The following is a 23,216-nucleotide window of genomic DNA, read 5'->3' on the forward strand; positions in this document are numbered from 1 at the left end:
GTTATTTTTATTTGATTTTGTTATTTTTTTTATTTTTTTATAATTTACTTCATATCTTTTCATGTTTTTTATTTTTTTCAAATAATTATTGAGTTTGGTTAAAAAAATTGCTATTTATTGATTATTTTTAAAAATTATGGATAAAAGATAAACTATATATAATAATATTTTTAATAAATATTAATTGTTAGACTTTAAATAATTTTATGAAATCTTAAATTTAAATCGTTTAATGGGCTTTAATTTATATTTCATAGTTATTTATTTGAATATTAAATTTATATTAATGTTATTGCGAGTATTTAAATGATTGAAGATAATATACGTGTTCTTAGACAAGCTGCAATTGCCACAAATGATGCTTCCTATAAAATAGATAAAAGTTGGTGTGTTATCGCAGGCAATGATGCGTTGGTGGATGAGATGGCCTATAAGGCAATTTTGTCAAATGCCAATGTGAAAATATTGTTCAGGGAACATGTTATATTAAAAGATGGTAAATTGGATAAAAAATTTGATTTTATCATGATTTATGGCAATTCTATCGTCATCAATGATTTTAAAAGTGCAACAAAAAAGTCTGGCGGAGCATATGTTAGTATTCCTCGGAAATATCTGAGCGAACCTAATTTGATGGTGCTTGTGGCACCGGATAATGCGGTTAAGTATGTTGTTTCAACTTTTGAAAAATCAAGAATACCATTTAAAATTCTTCAGGAATCACAAACTACAAGTTTCATTGATGTTGATATAAATAATGAGGTGAAATTGCCAAATTTCATTAAATCTGCTTTGAAACCATTTTATAATGCAAATGAAGTAGTTCTAACAACTATTGTAATTTCTGTTGAGAAAGATAGTGATGTTGGAAAAGTTCAAAGCATAGCTACATCTAATAAGATTTTCGTTATTGACTTTAAAGATATTGTAACGGAGGATTAATCATGAATATTTTCGGAAAAGATGAAGAAGAACCACAAGTTGATGAAACAAACAGAGTCATTAGCAATAGTTTAGGAATTGATTTAGGAACTTTAAACACCGTAATTGCTAAACCTTCAGGGGATAAATTTGATTTGTACCAAATTCCTTCTGTAGTGGCAGTTAAAAAAGATGATCCATCTGAAGTGTTGGCTGTTGGTGAAGAAGCTAAAAGAATGCTTGGAAGAACCCCTGAAGATATTCTTGCTGTTAGACCTTTGAAAAAAGGTGTTATTGAAAATGTTGTACAAGCACAGGCATTACTCATTAAAGCAATGCAAATTGGTATTAATGAGGGAGAAAGTGTTGGCAGGATAGTAATAGGTATTCCTGGTGATGCATCTGAAGTGGAAAAAAATGCTGCTGAAGAAATTGGTAGAAAAGCGGGTGCTCAAAACATTTTGGTTATCAGTGAAGGATTGGCTGCTGCAATTGGTGCAGGATTACCTATTGCAGAACCTAACGGAACTATGGTTATTGATATTGGTGCAGGTTCAACCGATGTTGTTGTAATATCTCTCGGAGGTATTAATGATATCGAAACTGTAAGATGTGGTGGTGACGATATTGACAATAAAATTGTCGAATTAGTTGCAGAAAAATATAATGTGGCTATAGGTATTCATGATGCTGAATCTGCTAAAATAGAAGTCGGTATGGTTCACTGCAGTGAACAACTCGAAAACTTAAGTGTTGAAGTCATAGGTAAATCTTTAGAAACCAACAGACCTAAAAAAGTTGTTATCGATTCAATGTTGGTTGCTGAAGCTGTTGAGCCATATATGCAACAAATTGTTGGTGGTTTGAACATTATTTTAGAAAGATTATCTCCTGAATTAATGATGGGAGTTTATAACAATACTGTGGCTGTTGGAGGAAGTTCCAGACTTCGCGGATTAAAAGAAAGAATTTTCGATGAAATTGCAATTCCTATAGAAATATCTGACGATCCGATGACAGTTGTTGCAAAAGGTACTGCTATCGTTGCTGCAGAACCTCTGGCATTAGAACCTGAAGTCCGTCTTAGGGCTATGAAATAAATATTTTTATTTATTTCTCTTTTTTTTTTTAAAATTGATTTTTATGGATATTTTAGGCATTGATGAAGCAGGTCGGGGTTCTGTTTTAGGACCTATGGTTATTGCAGGTGTTGTCGTTCCCGAAAAAATGGAGAAGGTTTTGGAACGTATGGGTGTTAAGGATTCCAAAAGACTAACTCCGAATAGGCGTACCATCCTGTCCCGTAAACTTAAAAAAATGTTCGATTATGAGATAGTTGTTATTTCAGCCCGTGAAATCGATGAAATGAGGGCGGATGGAATAAATCTCAATGAAATTGAAAAAAATGCAATGGAATCAATATTGTTGAAGATGAAACCTGAAAAGGCTATAGTCGATGCTGTTGATGTTAAGGCGGAGCGTTTTCAAAACAACCTTCGCAACGACACAGGGTTGAATGTCATTGCTGAGCATAAGGCCGATGATAAATATATAGAAGTTAGCGCTGCCTCAATTATTGCCAAAGCTGAAAGAGATAAGCAAATTTCAGAAATCAATAAGGATTTTATTAAATCTGGTGGTATAGGTTCAGGTTACCCTTCAGATCCTAAAACAAAAGATTTTTTAACAAATTATACTTACGATGAGATGCCTGATTTTGTAAGAAAGTCATGGGCGACTGTCGCCAAAATGAAAGATTAGTCACTTTTTTTAAAAAATATTTAAGTATATTGAATTATAAACTATCTTTATAAACTTTATAATTATTGATAATTTTTAGAGGATAAATATGATAATTGAATATATTACTCCATTTCTTGATGGAATTTTTGATATTTTCACTCAAGGTGGAATTATTACCTATATTATTTTATTTGTAGGTATTTATGGTCTCATTATTTCAATTAGAAAAATCGCTTATCTTAGAAGAATTAGTAAGGTTGATACTACTGAGATATTCGGTGTAGTTACTGCTTCTATGGAACGAGGAGGTGCTGTAGAGGCATTAAAACAAATCAATGCTTTTAAAAATCCTATTTCTAAGATTATTTCTGAAACTTTAAAAATTGGTTATAAGAATAAAACTGAAGTTGAAGAAAGTATGGAGCAGATTTTCATTGTTGAAGTAGCGAAAATGACTAAAGGATTAAGCACAATCAAAACTATTACCGAACTTGCTCCTTTTTTAGGTTTAATCGGTACAGTTATTGGTATATGGATGACATTCAAATCTTTAGGGGTTCATCCTGATTCCGCAGCCATGGCTGAAGGGATTTATGTAGCTTTGACAACCACTATCATGGGTCTTTTAGTTGCTATTATTTTAATACCAATCTATTCTTATATCCAAGGTCTTATTGATGCTGAAATGGATAAAATCGAATTAGCTACAAAAATGACTAACTGGGGATTTGCTGTCGTTAAAGTCAGGGTGGATTCTAATGTTGAATGTGCTCTTGAAGCTCTCCAGGAAGCTGAAGGTGTAGTTAATACAAGATTAATTTCCGATCCTTACGCAAATATTAAGGTTTCTTTTAAACCTAGTATGTTGGATAAAAGTATTTCGAATGTTATTTTAGAGAAATGTAATGTTAATGCGGAAATTACTGAAAGTAAACTGAAACAATAGGTGAGTAAATGGCTATTGATGTAAAAAGACATAAAAAGAAAGTTTTAGATCAAAAACCTAATATCAATTTAGTTCCGTTCATTGATATTTTATTCACAATCATGATTTTTTTAGTTGTAACAAGTAATTTTTCAGCTACTGATGTTCAAACTGACGACGCTTCTGTTGAAGATGGCGCAACTGGAAAACCTAATGTCACTGATGTTTCCGGTGACCAAGAATATTATATTATGCCTGTAGCAAACTTGCATAAGGTTACAGTTAATGGTCAAGACCGCTCAGACGCTATCTCGGGAGATGCAGTAGGTGTTCAAGCAAGAGTAATTGATCAAGGTCAAGTTTCAATCAGACCTGGTGAAATTGTCATCACAACACCTCCTGGAATGCCGATTGACCAAGCAGTTCAACGTCCAGAATTGTAATTAGGGGAATAAATATGTATACTGGTAGAATTTTATCAACTGGAATGAATACTGATGGTAAACCTTTTGTCGCATATCGTGTTTCAAGCCGATCATTTCCAAATAGGCAATGTTTAAAATTTGAAAACCGTGCGGCTATCGTTCCGAAGGAAGGTTTTGAAAAAGATATTTTTGAGAACACATATATCACATATAATTGTGTCCGTATCGTAAAGGACATTGCAATTGTATCAAATGGTTCTCACACAGATGTTATAGCAGATAAAATTGCTTTAGGAATGAATATTAAAGATGCAATTGCATATTCATTGCTTACTATGGATTATGAAAAAGATGATTATCATACTCCTAGAATTGCGGCTGTTGTTACATCAACCAATAAAAAGGATGAATATGAATGTTTCATTGGAATAGCTAACGATAAGAAGTTGTTAGTGGAAAAAGTTCCATATGGTGATGCTGTTTTCATTTCAACATATGGAAGTCAGGTACATGATTTAGTTGAATTTGAAGCTAAAACTGCTGCTGAATCTGCTAAATTTATTTTTGATGAAGGTACATTTGCTAATTATAAAAAGCCAGTAACTTCTTGTGCGGCAGTCTTTGATGGAGAATGGACAATAGATGTCTATAATCCATAATTTTATTTTTTTTTAATATTTTTTTTAGATGATATTATGACAATTGAACTGATAGGTTTAGAGCATATTCCCATTGTAGATAATAATGATGATATTGCACTCATTATTAAAGATGCAATCAACAAACAGGGCTGTTTAATTCAACATGGGGATATAATATTGATTGCAGAGACTTTAATTTCCAAAGCTGAAGGAAATTTCATCAAACTTGATGATTTGGTCCCTTCAAAGGAAGCTTTGGAATTGGCTGAAAAATCTCAAAAAGATCCGAAACTTGTTGAAGCTATTTTACAGGAATCAAATGAGGTTGTTAGAGTAGGTCCTAAATTTATTATTACCGAAACCAAACATGGTTTCATTTGTGCAAATGCGGGAATCGATGAATCTAATGTTGGAGATGGTTTGGCAACTCCTATGCCTGTCAATCCGGATAAATCTGCTTTAGAAATTCGTAAGTTTTTAGAAAAAGAATTCAACCAGGAAATTGCAGTCATAATAACTGATACTCAAGGTAGGGCATTCAGGTTCGGAGCTATTGGTACTGCTATAGGATGTTCTGGTATATCTCCTCTTTGGAGAAGAGTGGGTGAAAAAGATTTATACGGTCGTGAACTTGAAACTACTGAAATTGCAACTGCCGATGAATTGTCTGCAGCGGCATCTCTTGTTATGGGGCAGGCTAATGAAGGTTTGCCGGTAGTGATTATAAGAGGATTTTCCAATTTTGATGATTTAAGAAATGAAGACTCAAAAATTGATGATTTGATTATGCAAAAAGAATTTGATGTGTTTAGATAGGGGTAGTTTATGATTACTGTTTTGTCTGGAGGAACAGGTACTCCAAAATTATTGCAAGGTTTAAAAGAGATTGTTGATCCAAGTGATTTGACAATTATTGTGAATACTTTGGAAAATGATTATTTTTCCGGAGTTTATGTGGCTGCGGATATTGATACCGTATTATATACAATGTCTGATTTAATTAATGATGAGTTCTGGTATGGAATCAAGGGAGATACATTCATTACAAATGAAGCTCTTGAAAAAATAGGATGTCCGGAACTGTTAAGAATTGGTGATAGGGATAGAGCTACAAAAATCCAAAAAACAATACTCATGGAAAAATACAACTTGGCCAAGGCATGTGAAATCCAGGCAAAAAACATGGGTCTGGAGTGTAAAGTTATTCCGATGAGCAATGAGCATTCTGAAATTAAACTAACTACAGACATTGGTGAGTTGCCATTTCACGAATTTTTAATCAAACATCAGCAGAAACCTGAAGTATTGGACCTTCAATTTTCAAATGTTTCTCCTGCAGAGGGAGTAATCGAAGCAATTAAAAATTCACAGGCAGTAATTATTGGTCCTTCAAATCCAATAACTTCAATTTTACCAATATTGTCTTTAGAAGGTGTGCGTGAAGCTTTAAAAGATACTTATGTTGTTGCAGTTTCTCCAATCATAGGTACTGATGCGGTAAGCGGCCCTGCAAGTAAATTCATGAAAGCTTTGGGCATCGAAGTTTCATCAATCGGAGTTGCATCATTATATGAAGATTTTTTAGATAATATTGTTATTGATGATAAAGATAGTAATTTATGTGATGAGATAAATCAAATAATTAATAAGGTAACAATTACAAATACTATAATGAATAGTTTAGGTGTTAAAAAAAATTTAGCACAAACAATTTTAGATAGTATTCCTAAATAGTTTAGAGGCGAATCAATGATACAAATGACTTTAATACAAATAGACAATTATGGTCCTTGGACTGTAACTCCAAGACCTAGAACAGAATCAGATTTACAAATGTTGCAAGCAAATTTATTTGCTGATTTAAACAATCATTTCGGTAATAAAAAAGGATTAGTTTTCTTTACAAGATTTGACAACTTGCTTGCAATATCCAATGGTCTTGATGAAGAGGATCATTTAAGAATTCAAAGATCAATCAGAAACAGATATCCTATTACTGTAAGTATGGGTGTAGGTGCTGCTGAAACACCTCATGAAGCTCAAAGATTAGCCACTATAGCTCTTCAAAAAGCTGGAAGTGCACAATCTGGCGAAAGGAAAGAAATTTTAGCTATCGATAGTTTGGTAAGTGAAGAGGATAGTTTTGTTCAGGCGGCACATATTGATATTAATAGTGTAACTGAAACATTAACTGATATTGAATCTGCTTTTGATACAAGTTTCATGGTTAACAAAGCCCAACATTATTTGATGACCAAATTAATTAAGAAAGGAGCATTATTATTCTTCATCGGAGGAGACAATTTCATGTCCCCATGCAATGGCCTTTCAGAAAAGGAAATTGAAGAAATCATGATTGAAATAGATGAAGAAATCGGAATCAAACTCAAAGCAGGTATTGGTCGTGGAAAAAATGCTGAAGATGCGGCATATATGGCTGATATTGGTCTTGAGGAAATTCGTGCCAATAATAATGAGATGTGGACTTGGGTCATTGAAAAGGAATACTGAGGTAAATCATGCTTAAAGTAGTTGCCCCTATGGCGGGAATAACTGATTCTCGTTTTTTAAATAAAGTTATTCCTTATGGTTTTAATGTAGCTACTTTAGGAGGATACAGTTTAGATGCGCCGACAATTGAAGCAAGTAAAAAAATCATCGAAAGGGGCAGAAAAGAATTTGATTTTCCTTTAGATGATATTTTTTCACATATTGAAAATGAGGTTGCTTCAATTAAAAGTGTTCACAAGAATGTAAAAGTATCTGCAAATGTGCGGTCAACTACTCCACAGCCGATAATAGAAGTGGGTAATATTAAAGATTTAGATATTGTTGAAATTAACTGTCATTGTCGCCAAGAAGAAATTTTAGCTATTGGTTGTGGACAAGAAATGTTAAAACGTGCTGATTTGGGAGATTTTATTTCTCAAGTTGTAGATGATGTTGATTGTGCAGTTTCAGTTAAAATCAGAGCTAACGTTAATGGAATTGATACTCTCAATATTGCAAAAATTATTGAAAGTGCAGGTGCAGAATATTTGCATATTGATGCTATGAAGAAAGGTATTTTTGATGCCGATTATGAACTTTTAAGAAATGTTTGTAACAATACGAATATTAAAGTTATAGGAAATAATTCCATAAATTCAATTGAAAATGCTGAAAAAATGATTGATACTGGAGTATGTGGTTTTTCAATTGCTAGAAGTGTTATTTCTGGCAAATTAGAGTTTAATATTGCTAATTTTTAAATTTTTTAAAACAATTGTTATTAGAAAGTATTATTAATAGATTAAAATAAAAGATTAACTAATAGGTGATTTCATGGATTTTATTACACTTAAGAATATCACAAAAACTTTTGGAGATGTTGATGTTCTTAAAGATATTAACTTAAAGATTAATGAGGCAGAGACTTTAGGAATTTTAGGAAGAAGTGGTAGTGGAAAATCAGTTTTGATTAATATGCTTAGAGGTACAAAAGATTATGAACCTACCTCTGGTCAAATTATAATGAATATAGCTGTATGTCCTGACTGTTTAGCAGTAGAATCTCCATCACATGTTGGTGAAAAATGTAGTTGTGGTGGTACTTTCGAAGCTAAGGAAGTTGACTTTTTCCAGGCTGAAAGAAAACTGTTCCACAGTATTAAAAGAAGAATTGCTATCATGCTTCAACGTAATTTTGCATTATATGATGAAGAAACAGTAATTGAGAATGTTATGCGTGCAATGAGCGATGACATTGAATATGATCAAAAAATATATACTGCTTTAGAATTGCTGGAAATGGTTCAGATGAATCATAGGATTACTCATATTGCTCGTGATTTAAGTGGTGGGGAAAAGCAGAGAGTAGTGCTTGCAAGGCAACTGGCTAAAAATCCTATGATGTTTTTAGCAGATGAACCAACCGGTACATTAGACCCTCAAACTGCTGTAAAACTTCACAATACATTAAAAGAAGGTGTAAAAGAGGAAGGAATCACCATGTTAATCACTTCTCACTGGCCTGAAATCATGACAGAACTGGCTGATAATGTAATCTGGTTGGAAGACGGTATGATTAAAGAAGAAGGTGACCCTCAAACTGTAGTTGATCATTTCATGGAAACCGTTCCTGTTCCTAAAAAACCTGAAATTCCTGAATTTGGTGAACCTGAAGTTGTCCTTGAAGATGTTAAAAAACATTATTACTCAATTGAAAGAGGAGTAGTAAAGGCTGTTGATGGAATAAATTTAACAATCAATAAAGAAGAGATTTTCGGTATTGTAGGTTTAAGCGGTTCAGGTAAAACTACTACAACAAGAATGTTGATGGGATTAACCGAACCAAGTGGCGGTAAAATTGATATCAAACTCGGTGATGAATGGATTGACATGACTAAGGTAGGTCCTTTAAACCGTGGTAGAATCATGCCTTATATTGGATTATTACACCAAGAATATTCATTATATCCTCATAGAACTATTTTAGGTAATCTGACTGATGCAATCAGTTTAAACTTGCCTGCTGAATTCGGTAAAATCAAAGCTATTGATGCATTAACCACAGTCGGATTTACTGGTGAAGTGGCTATGAGCATTTTAGACAAATATCCTGATCAGTTAAGTGTTGGAGAAAAACATAGGGTTGCTCTTGCACAGGTTTTAATAAAAGAGCCTAAACTCATCGTATTGGATGAACCTACTGGTACTATGGACCCTATTACAAGAGTTATCGTAACTGACTCCATTCTCAAAGCTCGTGAAGAATTAGAACAAACTTTCATTATCATTTCTCACGATATGGACTTTGTTTTAGATGTTTGTGATAGAGCTGCTTTGATGAGGGGAGGAAAACTTTTAGATATAGGTACTCCTGAAGAGATAGTTCAACAGTTAACTCCAGATGAAAAAGAAGATATGCTTAAAGATAATAGATAAATCTTCTTATTCATTTAATTTTTTTTTAATTTCTTTCCAATTTGGACAGTATTTGTCCATCAATTTTTTAAATTTTTTTCCGTGATTGAATTCAATCAGATGACATAGTTCATGAATCATCACATATTCTAAACATATTGGGTCTTTTTTTGCAAGATTTAAATTTAATGTGATTCTTTTGTTTTGATTGCAGTTTCCCCAGTTCTTCATGCTCCTTATCTTAACTTCAGATGGTGTTTTTCCGACTATTTTGGTGCATCTGTCATAAACTTCTGGAAGAGCCAGTTTCATTTGCTGACGGTAAAATTCATTAAGTATTTTTCGCCTTTTTTCGATTGTACTTCTCTTGGGTACTGGCAAATACATAATTGATTTTTTATCATCTGTTAAAACATGTTTGATATTGCTGTTGGAAATTAACTGTAAAGTGTATTCTTTGCCCCATAATTGATGTATTTCTCCGTTATTGTACTTTAAAGGCGGTTTAATGTCATTTTCTTTTATGTATTTCTGTTTTTTCAAAATCCATTCTTTTTTTGATTTAACAAAATTGGAAATGTCTTCATCTGATAAAAATAGGGGTGCAGATATTTTTACTTCGCCATCTGGAGGTAAAATACGCATGTACATGTTTTTAATGTTTTTTCGCTCTAGAGTGATGGTTATATTTTCAATGATAATTTTTTCTTTTGCCATATCAATATAAAATATGGTCAAATAAGGTTTTTAAACCTTATTGTGCCATTGGATCAAATCCGAAAACTTTCTTTGCAAGACTAAATCCTATTGGGTAAATCACTATATTGATTAATAGGTATGCTGTTATCCATCTTACAGGCCATAGGTAGAATAATAACTCTATTGGCATTCCCATTGTCAAACCGAATATTGCAGCCATAATAAAACTCATCATTAAGCTGATAAAGAATGCTGCAGGGTTCCACAATCCCATTCCATCTCTGTCGGGATTGAAATGGAATATTTTTTCGGCCAATCCAAATCCTATTGGATAAATGATTAGATTGATTAATAGATATGCTGTTGCCCATCTTATTGGCCATAATATTAAGCATAAATCCCATTCAAGACCGGGAATATTTAATAAGTATGGTACAATCATTCCAAATATTATTGCCATAATCATACTCATCATTAAGCTGATAAAGAATGCTGCAGGGTTCCATAATCTCATTTAAAACCTCCTTTTTTTTCTTTTAATACTTAATGAATTTGATGATTATATATTTTTTCTAAAAAATTCTTATTTTTTTTTATTGTTATTTACTTAACTTGAAAATTAGGGTTTATACAAAAGGTTATATATTCAGTGTTTAAATAAATTATATTATTATTTTATATTTATTCAAAGAGGAATGAAAATTATTTTTGGAGGTTTATCATGACTTGGGAAGATGCACCATCTCATATTTGTAGGGGCGGAGATATAAGGGGGCTTGCTTTTTGTTGTCCTCCAGTCAAACCTTGTCCAGTGTTAAATGCGTTACAACAAGTTAATTTAACTCCACAGGAGTTTGTTGATATTAAAGTTCAATTTGGAAGAGAAACTAGATTAGGAGAAGGGGCAGGAACTTGTTTCGGTTCACTCGTATGGTGTTGCAAACCATCTAAACCTTGTCCGTTAAGAGATATGACTTTAAGGAATATGGGAATGAGTCATGATGAATATTTAGACTTAAAAAAAGAATTGTCTGAAAGATTAGTGGGCGTTCAAAAACCAGATCCTGATGAAAGGGCTAAAGCTTTGGCTGAAACATTCAATATTTCCAAATTAGAAGCGATGAATGTTTTAACTGAATGCAATAATGATTTAAGAGCTGCTGTAAAAGTATTGCATGCAAAGTCTCTTGAAAACTCTGATTAAAATGGATTGGACATCTCTTTATTTAAAAACTTCTAATCTGAATGTTTTTATTTTAGGCACTGGTGAAGTTGCAACAAGAAGGGCAAATAAGTTTTTAGACCATGGCGCAAATGTGAGATTGGCAGGAAATTATTTGTCTGATGAACTGCTGGAAAAAGGCGCAGAGTTATATTCTACTTCTGATGTTGACAGATTAGTCGAATGGTCTGATTTGGTTGTAATTGCCAGCGGTGATGAAGAGATGTGTGAATATGTTTCTGAGATTTCTGAAGGTAAATTTGTCAACAGGGCGGATTTTCCTTTAAAAGGAGACATTATTGTTCCTACCAGTTTCGACATAGGGGATATTGAAATTTCTATTTTTACAAATGGCAAAAGTCCATTGATGGCAAGGCAGCTTCGAAAAAAGATTCAATCAATTATTACTGAAGAGGATATTTTGGAAATTGAACTTCAAAGCTATGCGAGGTCCATATTAAAGGAATCTGTTGAAGATCAAAAGGAGAGGCGTGATTGGCTTTACAAGATTTTTGAAGATGAAAAAATCAATGAATTTATTGAAAATAGTCAAATTGATGATGCTAAACAATATATAGACAAAATGATAAGGTGTTAGAGTGATACTTAATATAAGGGTTGACCATAAGGTTGCAAATATAGAATCAATGGAACAGATTGCAAAAGACATAGATGATTTGTTTGAAAAATTGCAGGAAAAGTATTCCATTGTTGAATATATTGATATTTCCACATGTAACAGGAAAGAATACTTCATAAAAAATGATTTTATTCCAAAAGACGACGAATTACTGTCTCATGAAAATCAAAGTATTATTATAGAATATGGTCACTCTGCCGTTATGCACCTGTTGCGTATGACTTCAGGTTTGGAATCCATGATTGTCGGAGAAGACCAGATTTTAGGTCAGGTCAAAGATGCTAAAAACAAGGCAGTCAAAAACAAGCATTGCGGAAAATATCTGGACATGGTATTTACAAAAGCAATTCATGTCGGCCAGGTTGTAAGAAATAAGACAAACATCAATAAGGGTTCAGTATCCATTGGTTCTGCGGCCATTGATTTGGCTGAAAAACACATGGGAAGTCTGGAGAATAAATCAGTTTTGGTTATTGGTGCCGGAAAAATGGGAAAACTTGTAGCAAAGGCATTGGCTGAAAAGGACTTGAAGGCTATTTTTGTTGCAAATAGGACTTATTATGTTGCAGTCAGTCTTGCTGAAGATTTGGGAGGTCAGGCCATTTTGTTCAAGGATTTGGAAAAATATATGGCTACTGCTGATTTGGTTATTAGTGCAACCAGTGCTCCTCATCCTATAATAACTAAGGAACGTCTTTTAAAAATCGATAGGGACTATGAAGATTTGATGTTTATTGATATCGCAAATCCTCGTGATATACTGGATGATGTAAGGGATCTTAATGTCAAATTATTCAATATTGATGATTTAAGGGAAATTGCAGATATTAACACTCAGCTCAGAATCAAGGAGTTCGATGAAGCCGAAAAGATCATCGATGAAGAGTTCCATTTACTTAATCAAGCGTTTAAAATAATGGAAGTTGACGAACTTCTTGGCAATTTAAGAGCATCTATGGAAGAGATACGAAGACGTGAAACTGAAAAGGCTGCAGTTAAGTTTAGTGATGTGCATGGTGGTGCAAAAATTCTCAATAATTTAACAAATTCCATAGTCAACAAGATATTTTTCGATATTTCAAACAATGTCAAGCAGGCCGCACGTGATGAAAACAAGGAGATTATCAGGGCTGCTGAATATATCTTCGATTTTGAAGATTAAGGAATGGCTATTCGAACATTCCTTTAACATCTCTATTTTTTATTTTCCCGTTTTTCAATGCATAATCGATATTTTCCATTGTGATGATTTCGCTATCGTTGGCTATTGCATTGTGAAGGGCAGTTTTCAGAACTTTTTCTTTCAGGTCCCTTCCTGAAAGACCTTTTGTAATCTTGACGATTCTTGATAAATTTAAATCATGCTCTAAAGGCATTGTTTTAAGGTTATTTTCAAGAATGGCCAATCTTTCTTCATCATTAGGCAGTTTGAATTCAATTTCCTCTTCAAATCTGCTTCTTACAGCAAAATCAAGTGATGTAGGATTGTTTGTAGCAGCAATTGTGATGACTGATTTGTTTTCAATAATGCCGTCCATTTCTGTTAAAAGAGAATTAACAATTTCTGAAACGTCTCCTCTTAATGATTGAAAAGACCTGTGCAGTGCTATTGCATCAATTTCATCAATGAATATGATTGATGGGGAGTTTTCAGAAGCTTTTTTAAACAATTCGTGAATTTTAGATGCACTGTCTCCGACATGGTCACCTATCAATGAAGTTGCTTTGATTAGATACAATGGAACTTCAAGGGTATTGGCAAGCGCCTTTACAAGCATGGTTTTGCCGGTACCTGGAAGGCCGTAAAACAAAACATTTTTTGGAGCCCATGGACCGAATTTTTCGGGATCTTCAAGATATTTTGTTATGACTTTAACCTTATTTTTAGCATTATCCTGCCCTATGATATCTGAAAGTAATATGTTGGATTTAATATGATTGGTATCCTTCTTGGCAGCCATCTCTTCAGTGATTAGTTTGATTTTAGTCTTTTCTGAGATAATTGAATTGTTTGGTTTAGCCTTTATGATTTCAAAACCGTAATCCGGAATGATTTTTTGATCAAACAGATGTGAATTTTCACTGACAACCAATCCAAGCCATTGTTCACGAGCATACTCTTCGAACAATTTTGTATTTTTGATTTCAAAGTCATCATCCATTAAATTAAACTCAAAAGGATAGCCTACAGGCTTAAGCACAACACATTCGGCATATTCTCTGTTTTCGTTTTCCTTTAATGTGGGTTTTTGGTTGGATGATTTTTTTTCGAGCTTTTTATTGTCACTTTTCATTACTTCACCTCCAGATTCGGTTACAACATAACATTTGTTTTAATTGCTTAAATACTTGTTGTGACAAATTAAGTTTGAGGTTCATTATATGAGTTATAGGACAAAAAGAATAATATTTATTACTCCATTTTACACTTTATTTGAATTCTTTTTATTGAAGTACATATTTTTGCTGATTGGAAATGTCAGTGATATTTATCTTTTTGTTTTAGCCGTATTGCTTGGTTTGATTCATTTGCTTCCAATGTTTTTTGAAGCTCAAAAATCAACACCCCTCGGCAGGCTCATGACAACAATTGATGGAATCTGGATGTGGGCTTCGGTGATGTTTTTCATTGACATTGTAGCAATCTATCTGATAGGCAATTTTACAATTTTGCCGATTGAAATTATCTGCATTCTGCTTTTGATTGTTCCGGTTTTGGGTATTTACAATTATCATAAGGCTCATAAGTTGACAGTTCATGAAAAAACATTGAAATTAGATAATCTGACTCGCAATATAAATATTGTCCATTTCTCAGACGTTCATTTCGGATCCATTCGCCACGGACAAATAATTCATCAAATCTGCGCCAAATTGCATGAACTTGAAAATACCTGTGATTTGGCGATTATCTCAGGGGATTTGGCTGACGGGTCATGTGTTGTTGAAGAAAATGATTTGATGGAGTTTGCTCGTGTAAAAATGCCGATAATATTCACTCCCGGAAATCATGACTACTATCCCGGAATTGAGGATGTTGTAAGGGCATGCAAAAAGGCAGGAATCATTGTTCTTGACAATAAAACCTGTGAATTCGAATGCTTGAATATAGTCGGATTAAGCTATAGTGTTGGTGACAGGTCAATGCCCGAAGTTGACAAATCTCAAATTAAGGAAGGTTGCGTCAACATTGTCAACTACCATGTTCCATACTATTGGAAGGAATTTTCATCACTTGGCTTTGATATTCAGCTTTCAGGCCATACTCATGGAGGGCAGTTCTATCCTGCCGTTTGGTTTGGAAATTTACTGTTTAAATTCAATAAAGGATTATTTAAGGATAAATCAGGCCATTATTTGCATGTAACTACAGGTGTGGGTTCAATGGATGTGCCTATGAGATGGGGAACCGACAGTGAACTGGTCGTTTTGAAGCTTGAGAAAAAGGGTTAGTTTTGATTTTCAAATTAAACTTTATAAATATAAATGATTAAATTAATAATTATATGGCTAGTGAAGATAATCATAATCATTTTTGCATTTACTGTGGGGCTAGAATTGATGCTGATCAGAACTTCTGTTCAGATTGTGGAAAACCTATTTTCAGACAAAAAGAACCTCCCGTCAGAAAGGTTCCGTCCAAATACATATCAAAGATTGATGAACTTGAACAAACTTATAACATAAAGCAGTCAAAGGCCAAGGAACTGGTTGAAAATCAGTTTGACCCGGACCATATGGCCTATGAAAGATTCATGAAATCAATCAACAAATCAAACAATCTGTTTTCTATTCAAGTGGATATAGCTCGAAAAATGGCGGATATGGATATTGGTAAAAATCCATTTGTTGAAAGAGAACTTGGTGAAAAATTAAATGTTTTGCAGACTTTCATCGATAAGATGGAGGATTTGACAAACGAACTTGTAATTCATTTGAGTTCAAACAAAAAGGATAATGAGGATATAAATAATCTGTTTAGTGATATGGATGATTTGATAGACTCTGTAAAAGACTATTAAATCATTGTTTCATATAATTCTTTCATTTTAAGAGAATCTATATCTCTCAGTGGTGTTTCACAAATTATATTTGCATTCCATCCATTTTCAATTAGATTTTCAAGCAAATCTTTTATATTTGGACCGTATTCATCGCTTTCATCCAAGGTGTGGTGCTTTATTTCACCTTTCTGGCCGTATTCTATTGTTGTAAAATGGCAGTGGAGAATGTTGATATCCAGATTGTCTTCAATTGTTGAAAAAATGCAATTGTAATCTTCTTTTTTTGTTAAAAATCCTCTTCCTCTGGCATGGACATGTGCAAAATCAATTGTCGGCTCAAAGTGGTCAAATGTGGCGCATAATTCAACTACTTCTCCTACATTTCCCAGCTGAGCTCTTTTTCCGGTAGTTTCTGGAGCGAATGTAAACTCTTCAATTCCTTCGGCTTCAAGTTCTTCAAATAACTTATTTATTGTATTTTTGGATATCTCCATGGCTTTTTCAGGTTTTCTTGTCAAATATGCTCCAGGGTGGAATACCAGTCTGTATGCTCCCATCCATTCGCCTGCACGGGCAGCTGCAATCAGATGGCCGATACTTTTTTCAAGTTTGGAATCTTCCTTTGCACACAGATTGATGTAATATGGTGCATGCATTGAAACAAGAACGTCAAATTTTTCTGATTCTTCTTTTAAAGTGCTTGCAGCCTCTTCACCAATTCTAACTCCGTAAGGAGATTGATATTCATAAGAATCAAGTCCGCTTCTTGAGATGTATTTTGGAGCTTTATATGCTGGACCTTTATAGTTTATAGGACTTCCTGCAGGTCCAAAAAGTACTTTATGTTTCATTTAAATCGTTAAAAAAATAGTAAAAAAAGTGGGAATTTAGAATATTCCCATAGCTTTGTTGGTTTTGGCAATTGATTTTTCGTTGTCGCTTTCCATTTCAAGAAGTGCACGGATAGCGTCGATGTTTTCGGGAATTACGTCAGATTCCTGGTGCACAGCTTGCATGTAAAACAGTTCGTTTCCTACAACATTAATGGATTCTCTCCAAACTGGAATTTCGTATAAATCGTTTCTGTTTCTTCCAAGTTCTTTGGCGTATTCCATTAACTCAGCGGTTGAACCGAGACCTTCTTCAGCTGAAACAACCAATACTCTTGAACGTTTTTTCAATGCCTCAACGATTTCTTCGGTTTCCACATCGTTGTTGATTTCAACCATGATGTTGTGTTGGTGCATCAGGGTAGTCGGCACGAGCAATGCCATTGTTGTCACATCAATTCCGTTCATAACGGTCTTTACGTCAGGGCCGTGGTGGGAAGGTACTTTTGGAGGGTTTGGAACAATTGCGTTGATTGGTCCTTTTTTGATTTCAGACGGGTCTGATCCTCTTCTTACCATTACTGCTCTGACTTTTTTGATGTCTGCTATTGGGTCAATAGTGGATAATGTACGGGTTAGTCCTGTGGTGTTACATGACACTACTCTTGTGTAGTCAGCACCATAGGAGTCATCATAATTTGAAATAGCGTTAAATGAAAGGCCGGTTAACTCATGGTCTTCTCCACCTTGATAAATGGCTTTTACTCCTGCTTTTTTATACATTTCAAGATTTTGCGGACCGATACTTCCAGGAGTACAGTCAACAACAACATCTGCTTCTTGAATCATGTCTTCAACAGTACCTGCTATTTCAATTCCAGCATCTTTGAATAATTGTTCTCTTTCTGGAATTCCAATGTATAAAGGATATCCTTTTTCTTCAACTGCAGTTCTTGCTTCGTAGTTTGGTCTGGTCTTGCTGACACCAACCACTTTCATATCATCCTGAGCGGCTACTGCATCAGCCACTCTTTTACCGATGGTTCCATAACCATTAATTGCAACAGTTTTCATTTTAATCCCTTTTAATTTTATAATAATTTTAAAATATTATTATATGTCATTAGGTTTATTTTTTAACTTATTTATAATTTGATATTGTCATTTTTTGTTTTTAAAGAACATTTATAAGTGAAGATGATGATATTTTTATTGAAGAATGTGATGTGGTATTATGGTAAAAATTAACTATGGAATTGAAGGGAACGGCGAAGTCATAGTTTTCATTCACGGACTTTCCGACAGCATGGTATACTGGGAACCTCTGGTTCAGGGCTTTAAAAATGATTATAAAGTTTTAAGGTTTGATTTAAGGGGACATGGTCAGTCCGAATTGGGTAGTGATGAGATTTCTATTGATACTTATACTGATGATTTAAACGGCATTTTAGACCAATTGAATATCCAAAAAGTAAATTTGGTTGGATTTTCATTAGGCGGTGCAGTTGCACTCAATTTCGCTATTAACTATCCTTCCAAAGTTTCTTCAATTGTGCTGATGTCCAGTTTTGCAAAGTTGTCTGCTCATTCTGAAAATGTTCTTAATCAATTTTTAAATACATTAAATATTGGTTTTGAGGAGTTTTATGATTATATTTTGCCGTTGGTTTTGTGTCCTGATGTGATTGAGGATAACAGAGAAGAGCTGGATTTTCTGAAAAATTATTCCGCATCGATTGCCAATGTTGATGCATTTAAAAAGGCGGTTGTAGCTAGTTTGAATTTTGATGTTTGGGATAAATTGGAAAATATTGATGTTCCCGTCTTGTTTTTAGCCGGAAAATATGATGAAATATTTACTCCTGATGAGCAAAAGGAGCTTAATGAAAAAATTTCCAATTCCAGGTTGGTTGTATTGGACAATGTCCGCCATAATCTTTTGGTCGGTAAAAATATAGTTGCCGTGCTGGATAATTTAAAAAATTTTTATAAAAAATAAGTAAAAAGCAGAATTATTCTACTTTAAATCCTGCTTCTTCAACTGCATCATTTATGTCTGCGTCGCTTACATCACCAGACATGGTAATTGTAGTAATGCCTGAATCCAAATCAGCTTTAGCTGAATCAATTCCGTCAACATCTTCTAAACATAATTCAACAGCTTTAACACATGACGGGCAGTGCATGCCCACTACTTTAATTTCTTTTTCAGCCATTATAAATCACCTTCTTTCGATGTTAATATTTATGTAATTTGATTATATATATTTTTAGTCAAACCTAATTTTTTGTGATTATTGATATTTTTTCTTGGAAATCTGTATCTTACTAGGTTTGTTGAATAGAGAACTACAATAACTGATCCGATATTGTGGATTAATGCGCCTTCTATAGGGTTCAGAATTCCCATAATGGCTAAACCCATTGCAATTGCATTTAAAATTAATGCAAATCCTATACAGATGTTTATTGTCTTTATTGTTTTTCTAGCCAGTCCGATTAGGTGGGGGATTTCCGTTATATTGTCATTGATCAGTGAAATGTTTGAGGCTTCAACGCTGATGTCACTTCCTATTTCACTCATTGCAATTCCAACATTGGCTTTTTTGAGTGATGGTGCATCATTCAGTCCGTCTCCAATCATTGCAATTCTATTGCCCTTCAGCTGTTCTCCTTTGATGTATTCGACTTTGTCTTCAGGTAGGCAGTTTGCCTTTATGTTTCTGATTTTAATTAGCTTTGCAATATGTTCTGCAGTCTTTTTATTGTCTCCTGTAAGCAGTGTTGTTCTTACTCTGAGGTCCTTTAGGGTCCATATTGTTTCTTTGATATTTTCCCGAAGGGTGTCTGCCAGCAATACTTTTCCAAGAACTTCTGATTCTTTCACTACAAAGATTTCAGTTTCACCATTTTTTGGCATTTCATTATATTTTAACTTGATATTGGATTGTTTTAGATGCTTTCTGTTTCCTGCAAGTATTTTAAATCCTCTGATTTCTCCAGTTATTCCTTTTCCAATATCAATTTTGAAATTTTTAACTTCTGCTAACTCATTACTATTATAATGTTTCATGATTGATTTTGCAATAGGGTGCTCGGATTTTGATTCAAGGGATGCAAGAAGATACATCATTTCTTCAGGACTTTCTGATATTACTTCTGCCACTTCTGGAGTTCCATATGTAAGTGTTCCTGTTTTATCAAATACAAGCTCATCAATATGTGCCAGCTCTTCGATGGATTGTCCTTCCTTAACCAGAATTCCGTGTTTGGTCAGATTCCCGATTGCGGCCATAATTGCTGTCGGTGTAGCCAGAACCAATGCGCATGGACAGAACACCACAAGTATTGTAACTGACCTGATTATTTCGAATGTAATCAGATATGTAAGTATTGACGCAATGAATGCAATAACAACAATCAGTGCTGCCCATTTGTCTGCGGTTTTCACGATTTCTGCATTTTCAGGTTTGGATGATTCGACCAGTGTGATTAGCTTTTGAAGTGAACTGTCTTTGCTTTCCTTTGTAGTTTCCATTGTAAATGATCCGTAAACGTTAATGGTTCCGCTGTAAACTTCATCATTGACCTTTTTGTCGACGGGTAGGGACTCTCCCGTCAATGTTGATTGGTCAATTGATGTTTCACCGTTTATTATGATTCCATCAGTTGGTATGTTTTCTCCGGGCAGTACTTTCAGGACATCTCCAACTTTAACTTCCTCAACAGGTATTTTTTCTTCGTTTCCTTTTTTTATTCTTGTTGCAAATTGGGGTGTTGCATTAACGAGTTTTTCAATTCTTCGGTGTGTTTTTGAAACGGTATATTGTTCTAAAAATCCTCCGATTGCCATTATTGTTGCAATTTCACCTGCTGCAAATACCTCTCCTATTATTATTGAGGATATTATTGCTATTGTAACCAGCAGATCTGTTTTTATGTCAAATTCTTTAATCAGTCCTTCTATGCATTCTTTAAATATTGGAATTCCACATAAGATTACTGAAATTCCTGCAATATACTCGAGAGATAGGTAATAACTAGCAACCAAACTTAATGTGGATATTACAATTAATGTAATCTCTTTTTTTTCATCTTGTGTGAATTTCATTTTAATCAGCCCCAGTAGTATAGGTATACCCCATAGGGTATAAGGCAAATTTAAAAAAAATTAAAGTCTGGAGTAGTATTCTAGAATTGATGAGATATCTCCGATTGCTTCGTCAGCATCATCTTCTTCAATTGCCTGTTTAACACAATGTTCAAGGTGTCCTTCAACAATAATGTGTCCTACTTTATGTAATGCAGATTTTGATGCATTTACTTGCATTAATATCTGTTCGCAAGGAATATCTTCATCAATCATCCGGTCAATTGCATTCAATTGCCCAATGATTTTTTTGATTCTTCTGTGTAGATTTTCACTGTCCATACATTCTTTCAAATTAACACATCCTATACCTGTAGGGGTATATGAATTTTTTAGTATATAAATATTTGGAAAGTTGTTTTCTAAAAAATGGATTGAATTATAGAATCAATATCTGTTTGTGTTTATTTGAGGTTTGTTTTTTTAAAAATTGATTTTTAGGTTTTTACAACCAATTCCAGATTGTTCAAACCTAAAGTTTGTGTATATTTTACGTCATCTATATTTCCTATCTCATTTTTGAACTTTTCAATATCTATATCCTTTCCGTCGTCTTTTATATTGATTTTTATTTCATCACCATAATCGATTGCAAAGACTTCAACTGAAACGTTGTTTTCATTCAATTCGAATATTTTTACTAAAATTTCTCTCAGAGATCCGATATCCGCATCGATACTTTTTAAATCATCGAATAATCTGCTTGCATCCCCATCATTGATGGATGTTAATTCGTAATATTTGGTTTTTTCAATCAATTCGTTTTTTATAAAGAATATGCCGTGATGTTCTTTTTCTTTATGTTCCATAATTTTCATGCAAATAAACGCTGCTAAAATTGACAGGACGCAGGATATCGGGAATGATAGCCAAATGATGTTTTCTCCAAAAATCGGATATAGGCCGTAGCTTATTACTAGCGGTCCGAATAATGAAGTGATTAGTGTCATCACAGTTGAAATGATTGGTCTGTCGATTGATTCATAATAGAAAATCAATATTGTTGCAAATACGCTAGGGATATACATGAATCCGTATAATCTCATTGCATTTATGATGGATGGAGTATTGGCCTCATTTCCGAGGCCGTACAGTGATAAAAATCCTTCCGGCCAAACCCACACGAATACTGTACAGGCTATTGCAAAAACTAATGCGAAGGCTATAGAGTGCCTAATCAGAGTAAAAACACTTTTATGATCATCTTGAGAGTAGTACAGTGGCACGATTGAAGTCAATGTTTCTGCAACTCCAATAATTATTATACTTACTATGAGTATTGATTCAGTACTGACTGTATATGAAACCAAACCACCTTCTCCTAAAACTCCAAGGAGAAGTATATTCATAAAATATACTAAAATAACATCGAACAGTCCCATACTTGCACTTGGAAAACCTATTTTGCATATTTCCCAAAATGTTTTCAACCATTCTTTCAATGGTATTAATGAATGGATAAATCTGAAGGTTCTTTTTGAATCGAAGAGGTATTTTGAAACACAAAGCAGTCCTACGGAATAACCTATAAATGTTGCAAAGGATGCACTTCCGATTCCCATATTGAAAACTCCCAGAAACAGATAATCCAACACGATATTCACTATGTTTGCAATTATTACTACAAATGATGAGAAGTTTTCCTGTCCGTCAACACATATGTACTGGGAAAAGACTCCTAACAATGTTGATAATGTGAAGCTAATAAATAAGAATGGAGCATATTGCTGCACATATGGGGTTAGTTTTGCAGTTCCTTGAAGTATTTGAATCAGGTTATCGATATTGAAGAATCCCACTATTGAAATTACTGCACAGACTATTATTGTAGATACGATTGCAACTGTAAAATAGAGATTGCTTCCGTTTTCATCGAATTCTCCTTTTTTGGATACGGATAATATTTGACCACCCAATCCAAAAACCCATTCCAAAACGGTCACTATTAAGATTATGGGTTCTAAAAGTTCTATTGCTGCTAATCCATTTTGCCCGATGAATGATGAGACAAAAAATGAATCGATGATTGCAGTAACATTAGTAGCCATTACAATTAGCATTGTTGGCAATAAAATTCTTCTAAATGCTTTTTTCGATAAATTTCCGTACAT

Annotated in this window: 26 protein-coding genes; 17 read left to right on the forward strand and 9 right to left on the reverse strand. The window is 33.8% G+C overall.

Annotated elements, in window-relative coordinates:
* The first annotated feature begins 306 nt into the window (after positions 1 to 306).
* The 11 genes from ACKI2P_RS03380 (at position 307) to atwA (ending at position 9,581) form a co-directional block, all read left to right on the forward strand.
* A complete protein-coding gene (locus ACKI2P_RS03380) occupies positions 307 to 942 on the forward strand; it encodes a hypothetical protein (protein ID WP_407375010.1) in 636 nt (211 codons plus the stop codon).
* Positions 943 to 944: 2 nt separating this feature from the next.
* Complete coding sequence (locus ACKI2P_RS03385) at positions 945 to 2,021, forward strand: rod shape-determining protein (RefSeq protein WP_407375012.1); 1,077 nt, start codon at positions 945 to 947, stop codon at positions 2,019 to 2,021.
* Between the two features lie 43 nt (positions 2,022 to 2,064).
* Complete coding sequence (gene rnhB, locus ACKI2P_RS03390; RefSeq protein WP_407375058.1) at positions 2,065 to 2,682, forward strand: ribonuclease HII; 618 nt, start codon at positions 2,065 to 2,067, stop codon at positions 2,680 to 2,682.
* A gap of 88 nt (positions 2,683 to 2,770) precedes the next feature.
* Entirely contained in the window at positions 2,771 to 3,610 is an 840-nt protein-coding gene (locus ACKI2P_RS03395; RefSeq protein WP_407375014.1) for a MotA/TolQ/ExbB proton channel family protein, read from the forward strand.
* Between the two features lie 8 nt (positions 3,611 to 3,618).
* Positions 3,619 to 4,032 carry an ExbD/TolR family protein gene (locus ACKI2P_RS03400; protein WP_407375016.1) on the forward strand — a complete coding sequence of 138 codons (414 nt, stop codon included), beginning with the start codon at positions 3,619 to 3,621 and terminating at the stop codon, positions 4,030 to 4,032.
* Between the two features lie 14 nt (positions 4,033 to 4,046).
* Positions 4,047 to 4,673, forward strand: coding sequence for an IMP cyclohydrolase (locus tag ACKI2P_RS03405; protein ID WP_407375018.1), 627 nt, complete (start codon positions 4,047 to 4,049; stop codon positions 4,671 to 4,673).
* A 36-nt stretch (positions 4,674 to 4,709) separates the two neighbouring features.
* Entirely contained in the window at positions 4,710 to 5,471 is a 762-nt protein-coding gene (locus tag ACKI2P_RS03410; RefSeq protein WP_407375020.1) for a coenzyme F420-0:L-glutamate ligase, read from the forward strand.
* Between the two features lie 9 nt (positions 5,472 to 5,480).
* The gene (cofD, locus tag ACKI2P_RS03415) at positions 5,481 to 6,389 is read left to right on the forward strand and encodes a 2-phospho-L-lactate transferase (protein ID WP_407375022.1); all 909 of its coding nucleotides are present in this window, start codon (positions 5,481 to 5,483) and stop codon (positions 6,387 to 6,389) included.
* A gap of 15 nt (positions 6,390 to 6,404) precedes the next feature.
* Positions 6,405 to 7,166, forward strand: coding sequence for a GTP cyclohydrolase III (locus ACKI2P_RS03420; RefSeq protein WP_407375024.1), 762 nt, complete (start codon positions 6,405 to 6,407; stop codon positions 7,164 to 7,166).
* A gap of 29 nt (positions 7,167 to 7,195) precedes the next feature.
* Positions 7,196 to 7,906 (forward strand): tRNA-dihydrouridine synthase, encoded by a 711-nt coding sequence (locus ACKI2P_RS03425; RefSeq protein ID WP_407375060.1) that lies wholly within the window; start codon positions 7,196 to 7,198, stop codon positions 7,904 to 7,906.
* 73 nt (positions 7,907 to 7,979) lie between these two features.
* Positions 7,980 to 9,581 (forward strand): methyl coenzyme M reductase system, component A2, encoded by a 1,602-nt coding sequence (gene atwA, locus ACKI2P_RS03430; protein ID WP_407375026.1) that lies wholly within the window; start codon positions 7,980 to 7,982, stop codon positions 9,579 to 9,581.
* A 6-nt stretch (positions 9,582 to 9,587) separates the two neighbouring features.
* Here the strand turns inward: atwA and ACKI2P_RS03435 are convergent, their stop codons facing one another.
* Positions 9,588 to 10,277 carry a M48 family metallopeptidase gene (locus ACKI2P_RS03435; protein ID WP_407375028.1) on the reverse strand — a complete coding sequence of 230 codons (690 nt, stop codon included), beginning with the start codon at positions 10,275 to 10,277 and terminating at the stop codon, positions 9,588 to 9,590.
* A 37-nt stretch (positions 10,278 to 10,314) separates the two neighbouring features.
* The gene (locus tag ACKI2P_RS03440) at positions 10,315 to 10,773 is read right to left on the reverse strand and encodes a hypothetical protein (protein ID WP_407375030.1); all 459 of its coding nucleotides are present in this window, start codon (positions 10,771 to 10,773) and stop codon (positions 10,315 to 10,317) included.
* Positions 10,774 to 10,980: 207 nt separating this feature from the next.
* Here ACKI2P_RS03440 and ACKI2P_RS03445 point away from each other — a divergent pair, with 207 nt between their 5' ends.
* The 3 genes from ACKI2P_RS03445 to hemA are packed head-to-tail and all read left to right on the forward strand — an operon-like array spanning position 10,981 to position 13,283.
* The gene (locus ACKI2P_RS03445) at positions 10,981 to 11,463 is read left to right on the forward strand and encodes a methanogenesis marker 9 domain-containing protein (RefSeq protein WP_407375032.1); all 483 of its coding nucleotides are present in this window, start codon (positions 10,981 to 10,983) and stop codon (positions 11,461 to 11,463) included.
* Between the two features lies 1 nt (position 11,464).
* Complete coding sequence (locus ACKI2P_RS03450; RefSeq protein WP_407375034.1) at positions 11,465 to 12,079, forward strand: bifunctional precorrin-2 dehydrogenase/sirohydrochlorin ferrochelatase; 615 nt, start codon at positions 11,465 to 11,467, stop codon at positions 12,077 to 12,079.
* Between the two features lies 1 nt (position 12,080).
* Positions 12,081 to 13,283: a glutamyl-tRNA reductase gene (gene hemA, locus ACKI2P_RS03455; protein WP_407375036.1), complete on the forward strand. Its 1,203-nt coding sequence runs from the start codon at positions 12,081 to 12,083 to the stop codon at positions 13,281 to 13,283.
* Between the two features lie 7 nt (positions 13,284 to 13,290).
* On the opposite strand, the gene ACKI2P_RS03460 is transcribed toward hemA, so the two are convergent.
* Positions 13,291 to 14,415: an AAA family ATPase gene (locus ACKI2P_RS03460; RefSeq protein ID WP_407375038.1), complete on the reverse strand. Its 1,125-nt coding sequence runs from the start codon at positions 14,413 to 14,415 to the stop codon at positions 13,291 to 13,293.
* Positions 14,416 to 14,503: 88 nt separating this feature from the next.
* Between ACKI2P_RS03460 and ACKI2P_RS03465 the strand changes: the two genes are divergently transcribed.
* Positions 14,504 to 15,574 carry a metallophosphoesterase gene (locus ACKI2P_RS03465; RefSeq protein ID WP_407375040.1) on the forward strand — a complete coding sequence of 357 codons (1,071 nt, stop codon included), beginning with the start codon at positions 14,504 to 14,506 and terminating at the stop codon, positions 15,572 to 15,574.
* Between the two features lie 53 nt (positions 15,575 to 15,627).
* Positions 15,628 to 16,143: a DUF2116 family Zn-ribbon domain-containing protein gene (locus ACKI2P_RS03470; RefSeq protein ID WP_407375042.1), complete on the forward strand. Its 516-nt coding sequence runs from the start codon at positions 15,628 to 15,630 to the stop codon at positions 16,141 to 16,143.
* On the opposite strand, the gene ACKI2P_RS03475 is transcribed toward ACKI2P_RS03470, so the two are convergent.
* Both ACKI2P_RS03475 and ACKI2P_RS03480 read right to left on the reverse strand, forming a co-directional pair.
* Positions 16,140 to 16,976 carry a TIM barrel protein gene (locus ACKI2P_RS03475; protein WP_407375044.1) on the reverse strand — a complete coding sequence of 279 codons (837 nt, stop codon included), beginning with the start codon at positions 16,974 to 16,976 and terminating at the stop codon, positions 16,140 to 16,142. The two genes, ACKI2P_RS03470 and ACKI2P_RS03475, sit on opposite strands and share 4 nt — an antisense overlap.
* A 36-nt stretch (positions 16,977 to 17,012) precedes the next feature.
* Positions 17,013 to 18,029 (reverse strand): type II glyceraldehyde-3-phosphate dehydrogenase, encoded by a 1,017-nt coding sequence (locus ACKI2P_RS03480; RefSeq protein WP_407375046.1) that lies wholly within the window; start codon positions 18,027 to 18,029, stop codon positions 17,013 to 17,015.
* Between the two features lie 160 nt (positions 18,030 to 18,189).
* Here ACKI2P_RS03480 and ACKI2P_RS03485 point away from each other — a divergent pair, with 160 nt between their 5' ends.
* Complete coding sequence (locus ACKI2P_RS03485) at positions 18,190 to 18,954, forward strand: alpha/beta fold hydrolase (protein WP_407375048.1); 765 nt, start codon at positions 18,190 to 18,192, stop codon at positions 18,952 to 18,954.
* Positions 18,955 to 18,967: 13 nt separating this feature from the next.
* Here the strand turns inward: ACKI2P_RS03485 and ACKI2P_RS03490 are convergent, their stop codons facing one another.
* From ACKI2P_RS03490 to ACKI2P_RS03505, 4 genes are all read right to left on the reverse strand, one after another.
* Positions 18,968 to 19,171, reverse strand: coding sequence for a heavy-metal-associated domain-containing protein (locus tag ACKI2P_RS03490; RefSeq protein WP_303724709.1), 204 nt, complete (start codon positions 19,169 to 19,171; stop codon positions 18,968 to 18,970).
* A gap of 29 nt (positions 19,172 to 19,200) precedes the next feature.
* On the reverse strand, positions 19,201 to 21,066 hold the full coding sequence (locus tag ACKI2P_RS03495; protein ID WP_407375050.1) for a heavy metal translocating P-type ATPase: 1,866 nt from the start codon (positions 21,064 to 21,066) through the stop codon (positions 19,201 to 19,203).
* A 60-nt stretch (positions 21,067 to 21,126) separates the two neighbouring features.
* Positions 21,127 to 21,399 (reverse strand): metal-sensing transcriptional repressor, encoded by a 273-nt coding sequence (locus tag ACKI2P_RS03500; protein ID WP_407375052.1) that lies wholly within the window; start codon positions 21,397 to 21,399, stop codon positions 21,127 to 21,129.
* A 143-nt stretch (positions 21,400 to 21,542) separates the two neighbouring features.
* Positions 21,543 to 23,216 (reverse strand): MATE family efflux transporter, encoded by a 1,674-nt coding sequence (locus ACKI2P_RS03505; RefSeq protein WP_407375054.1) that lies wholly within the window; start codon positions 23,214 to 23,216, stop codon positions 21,543 to 21,545.

This window comes from Methanobrevibacter sp., from assembly GCF_045541095.1.
In the GTDB taxonomy this organism is placed as follows: domain Archaea; phylum Methanobacteriota; class Methanobacteria; order Methanobacteriales; family Methanobacteriaceae; genus Methanocatella.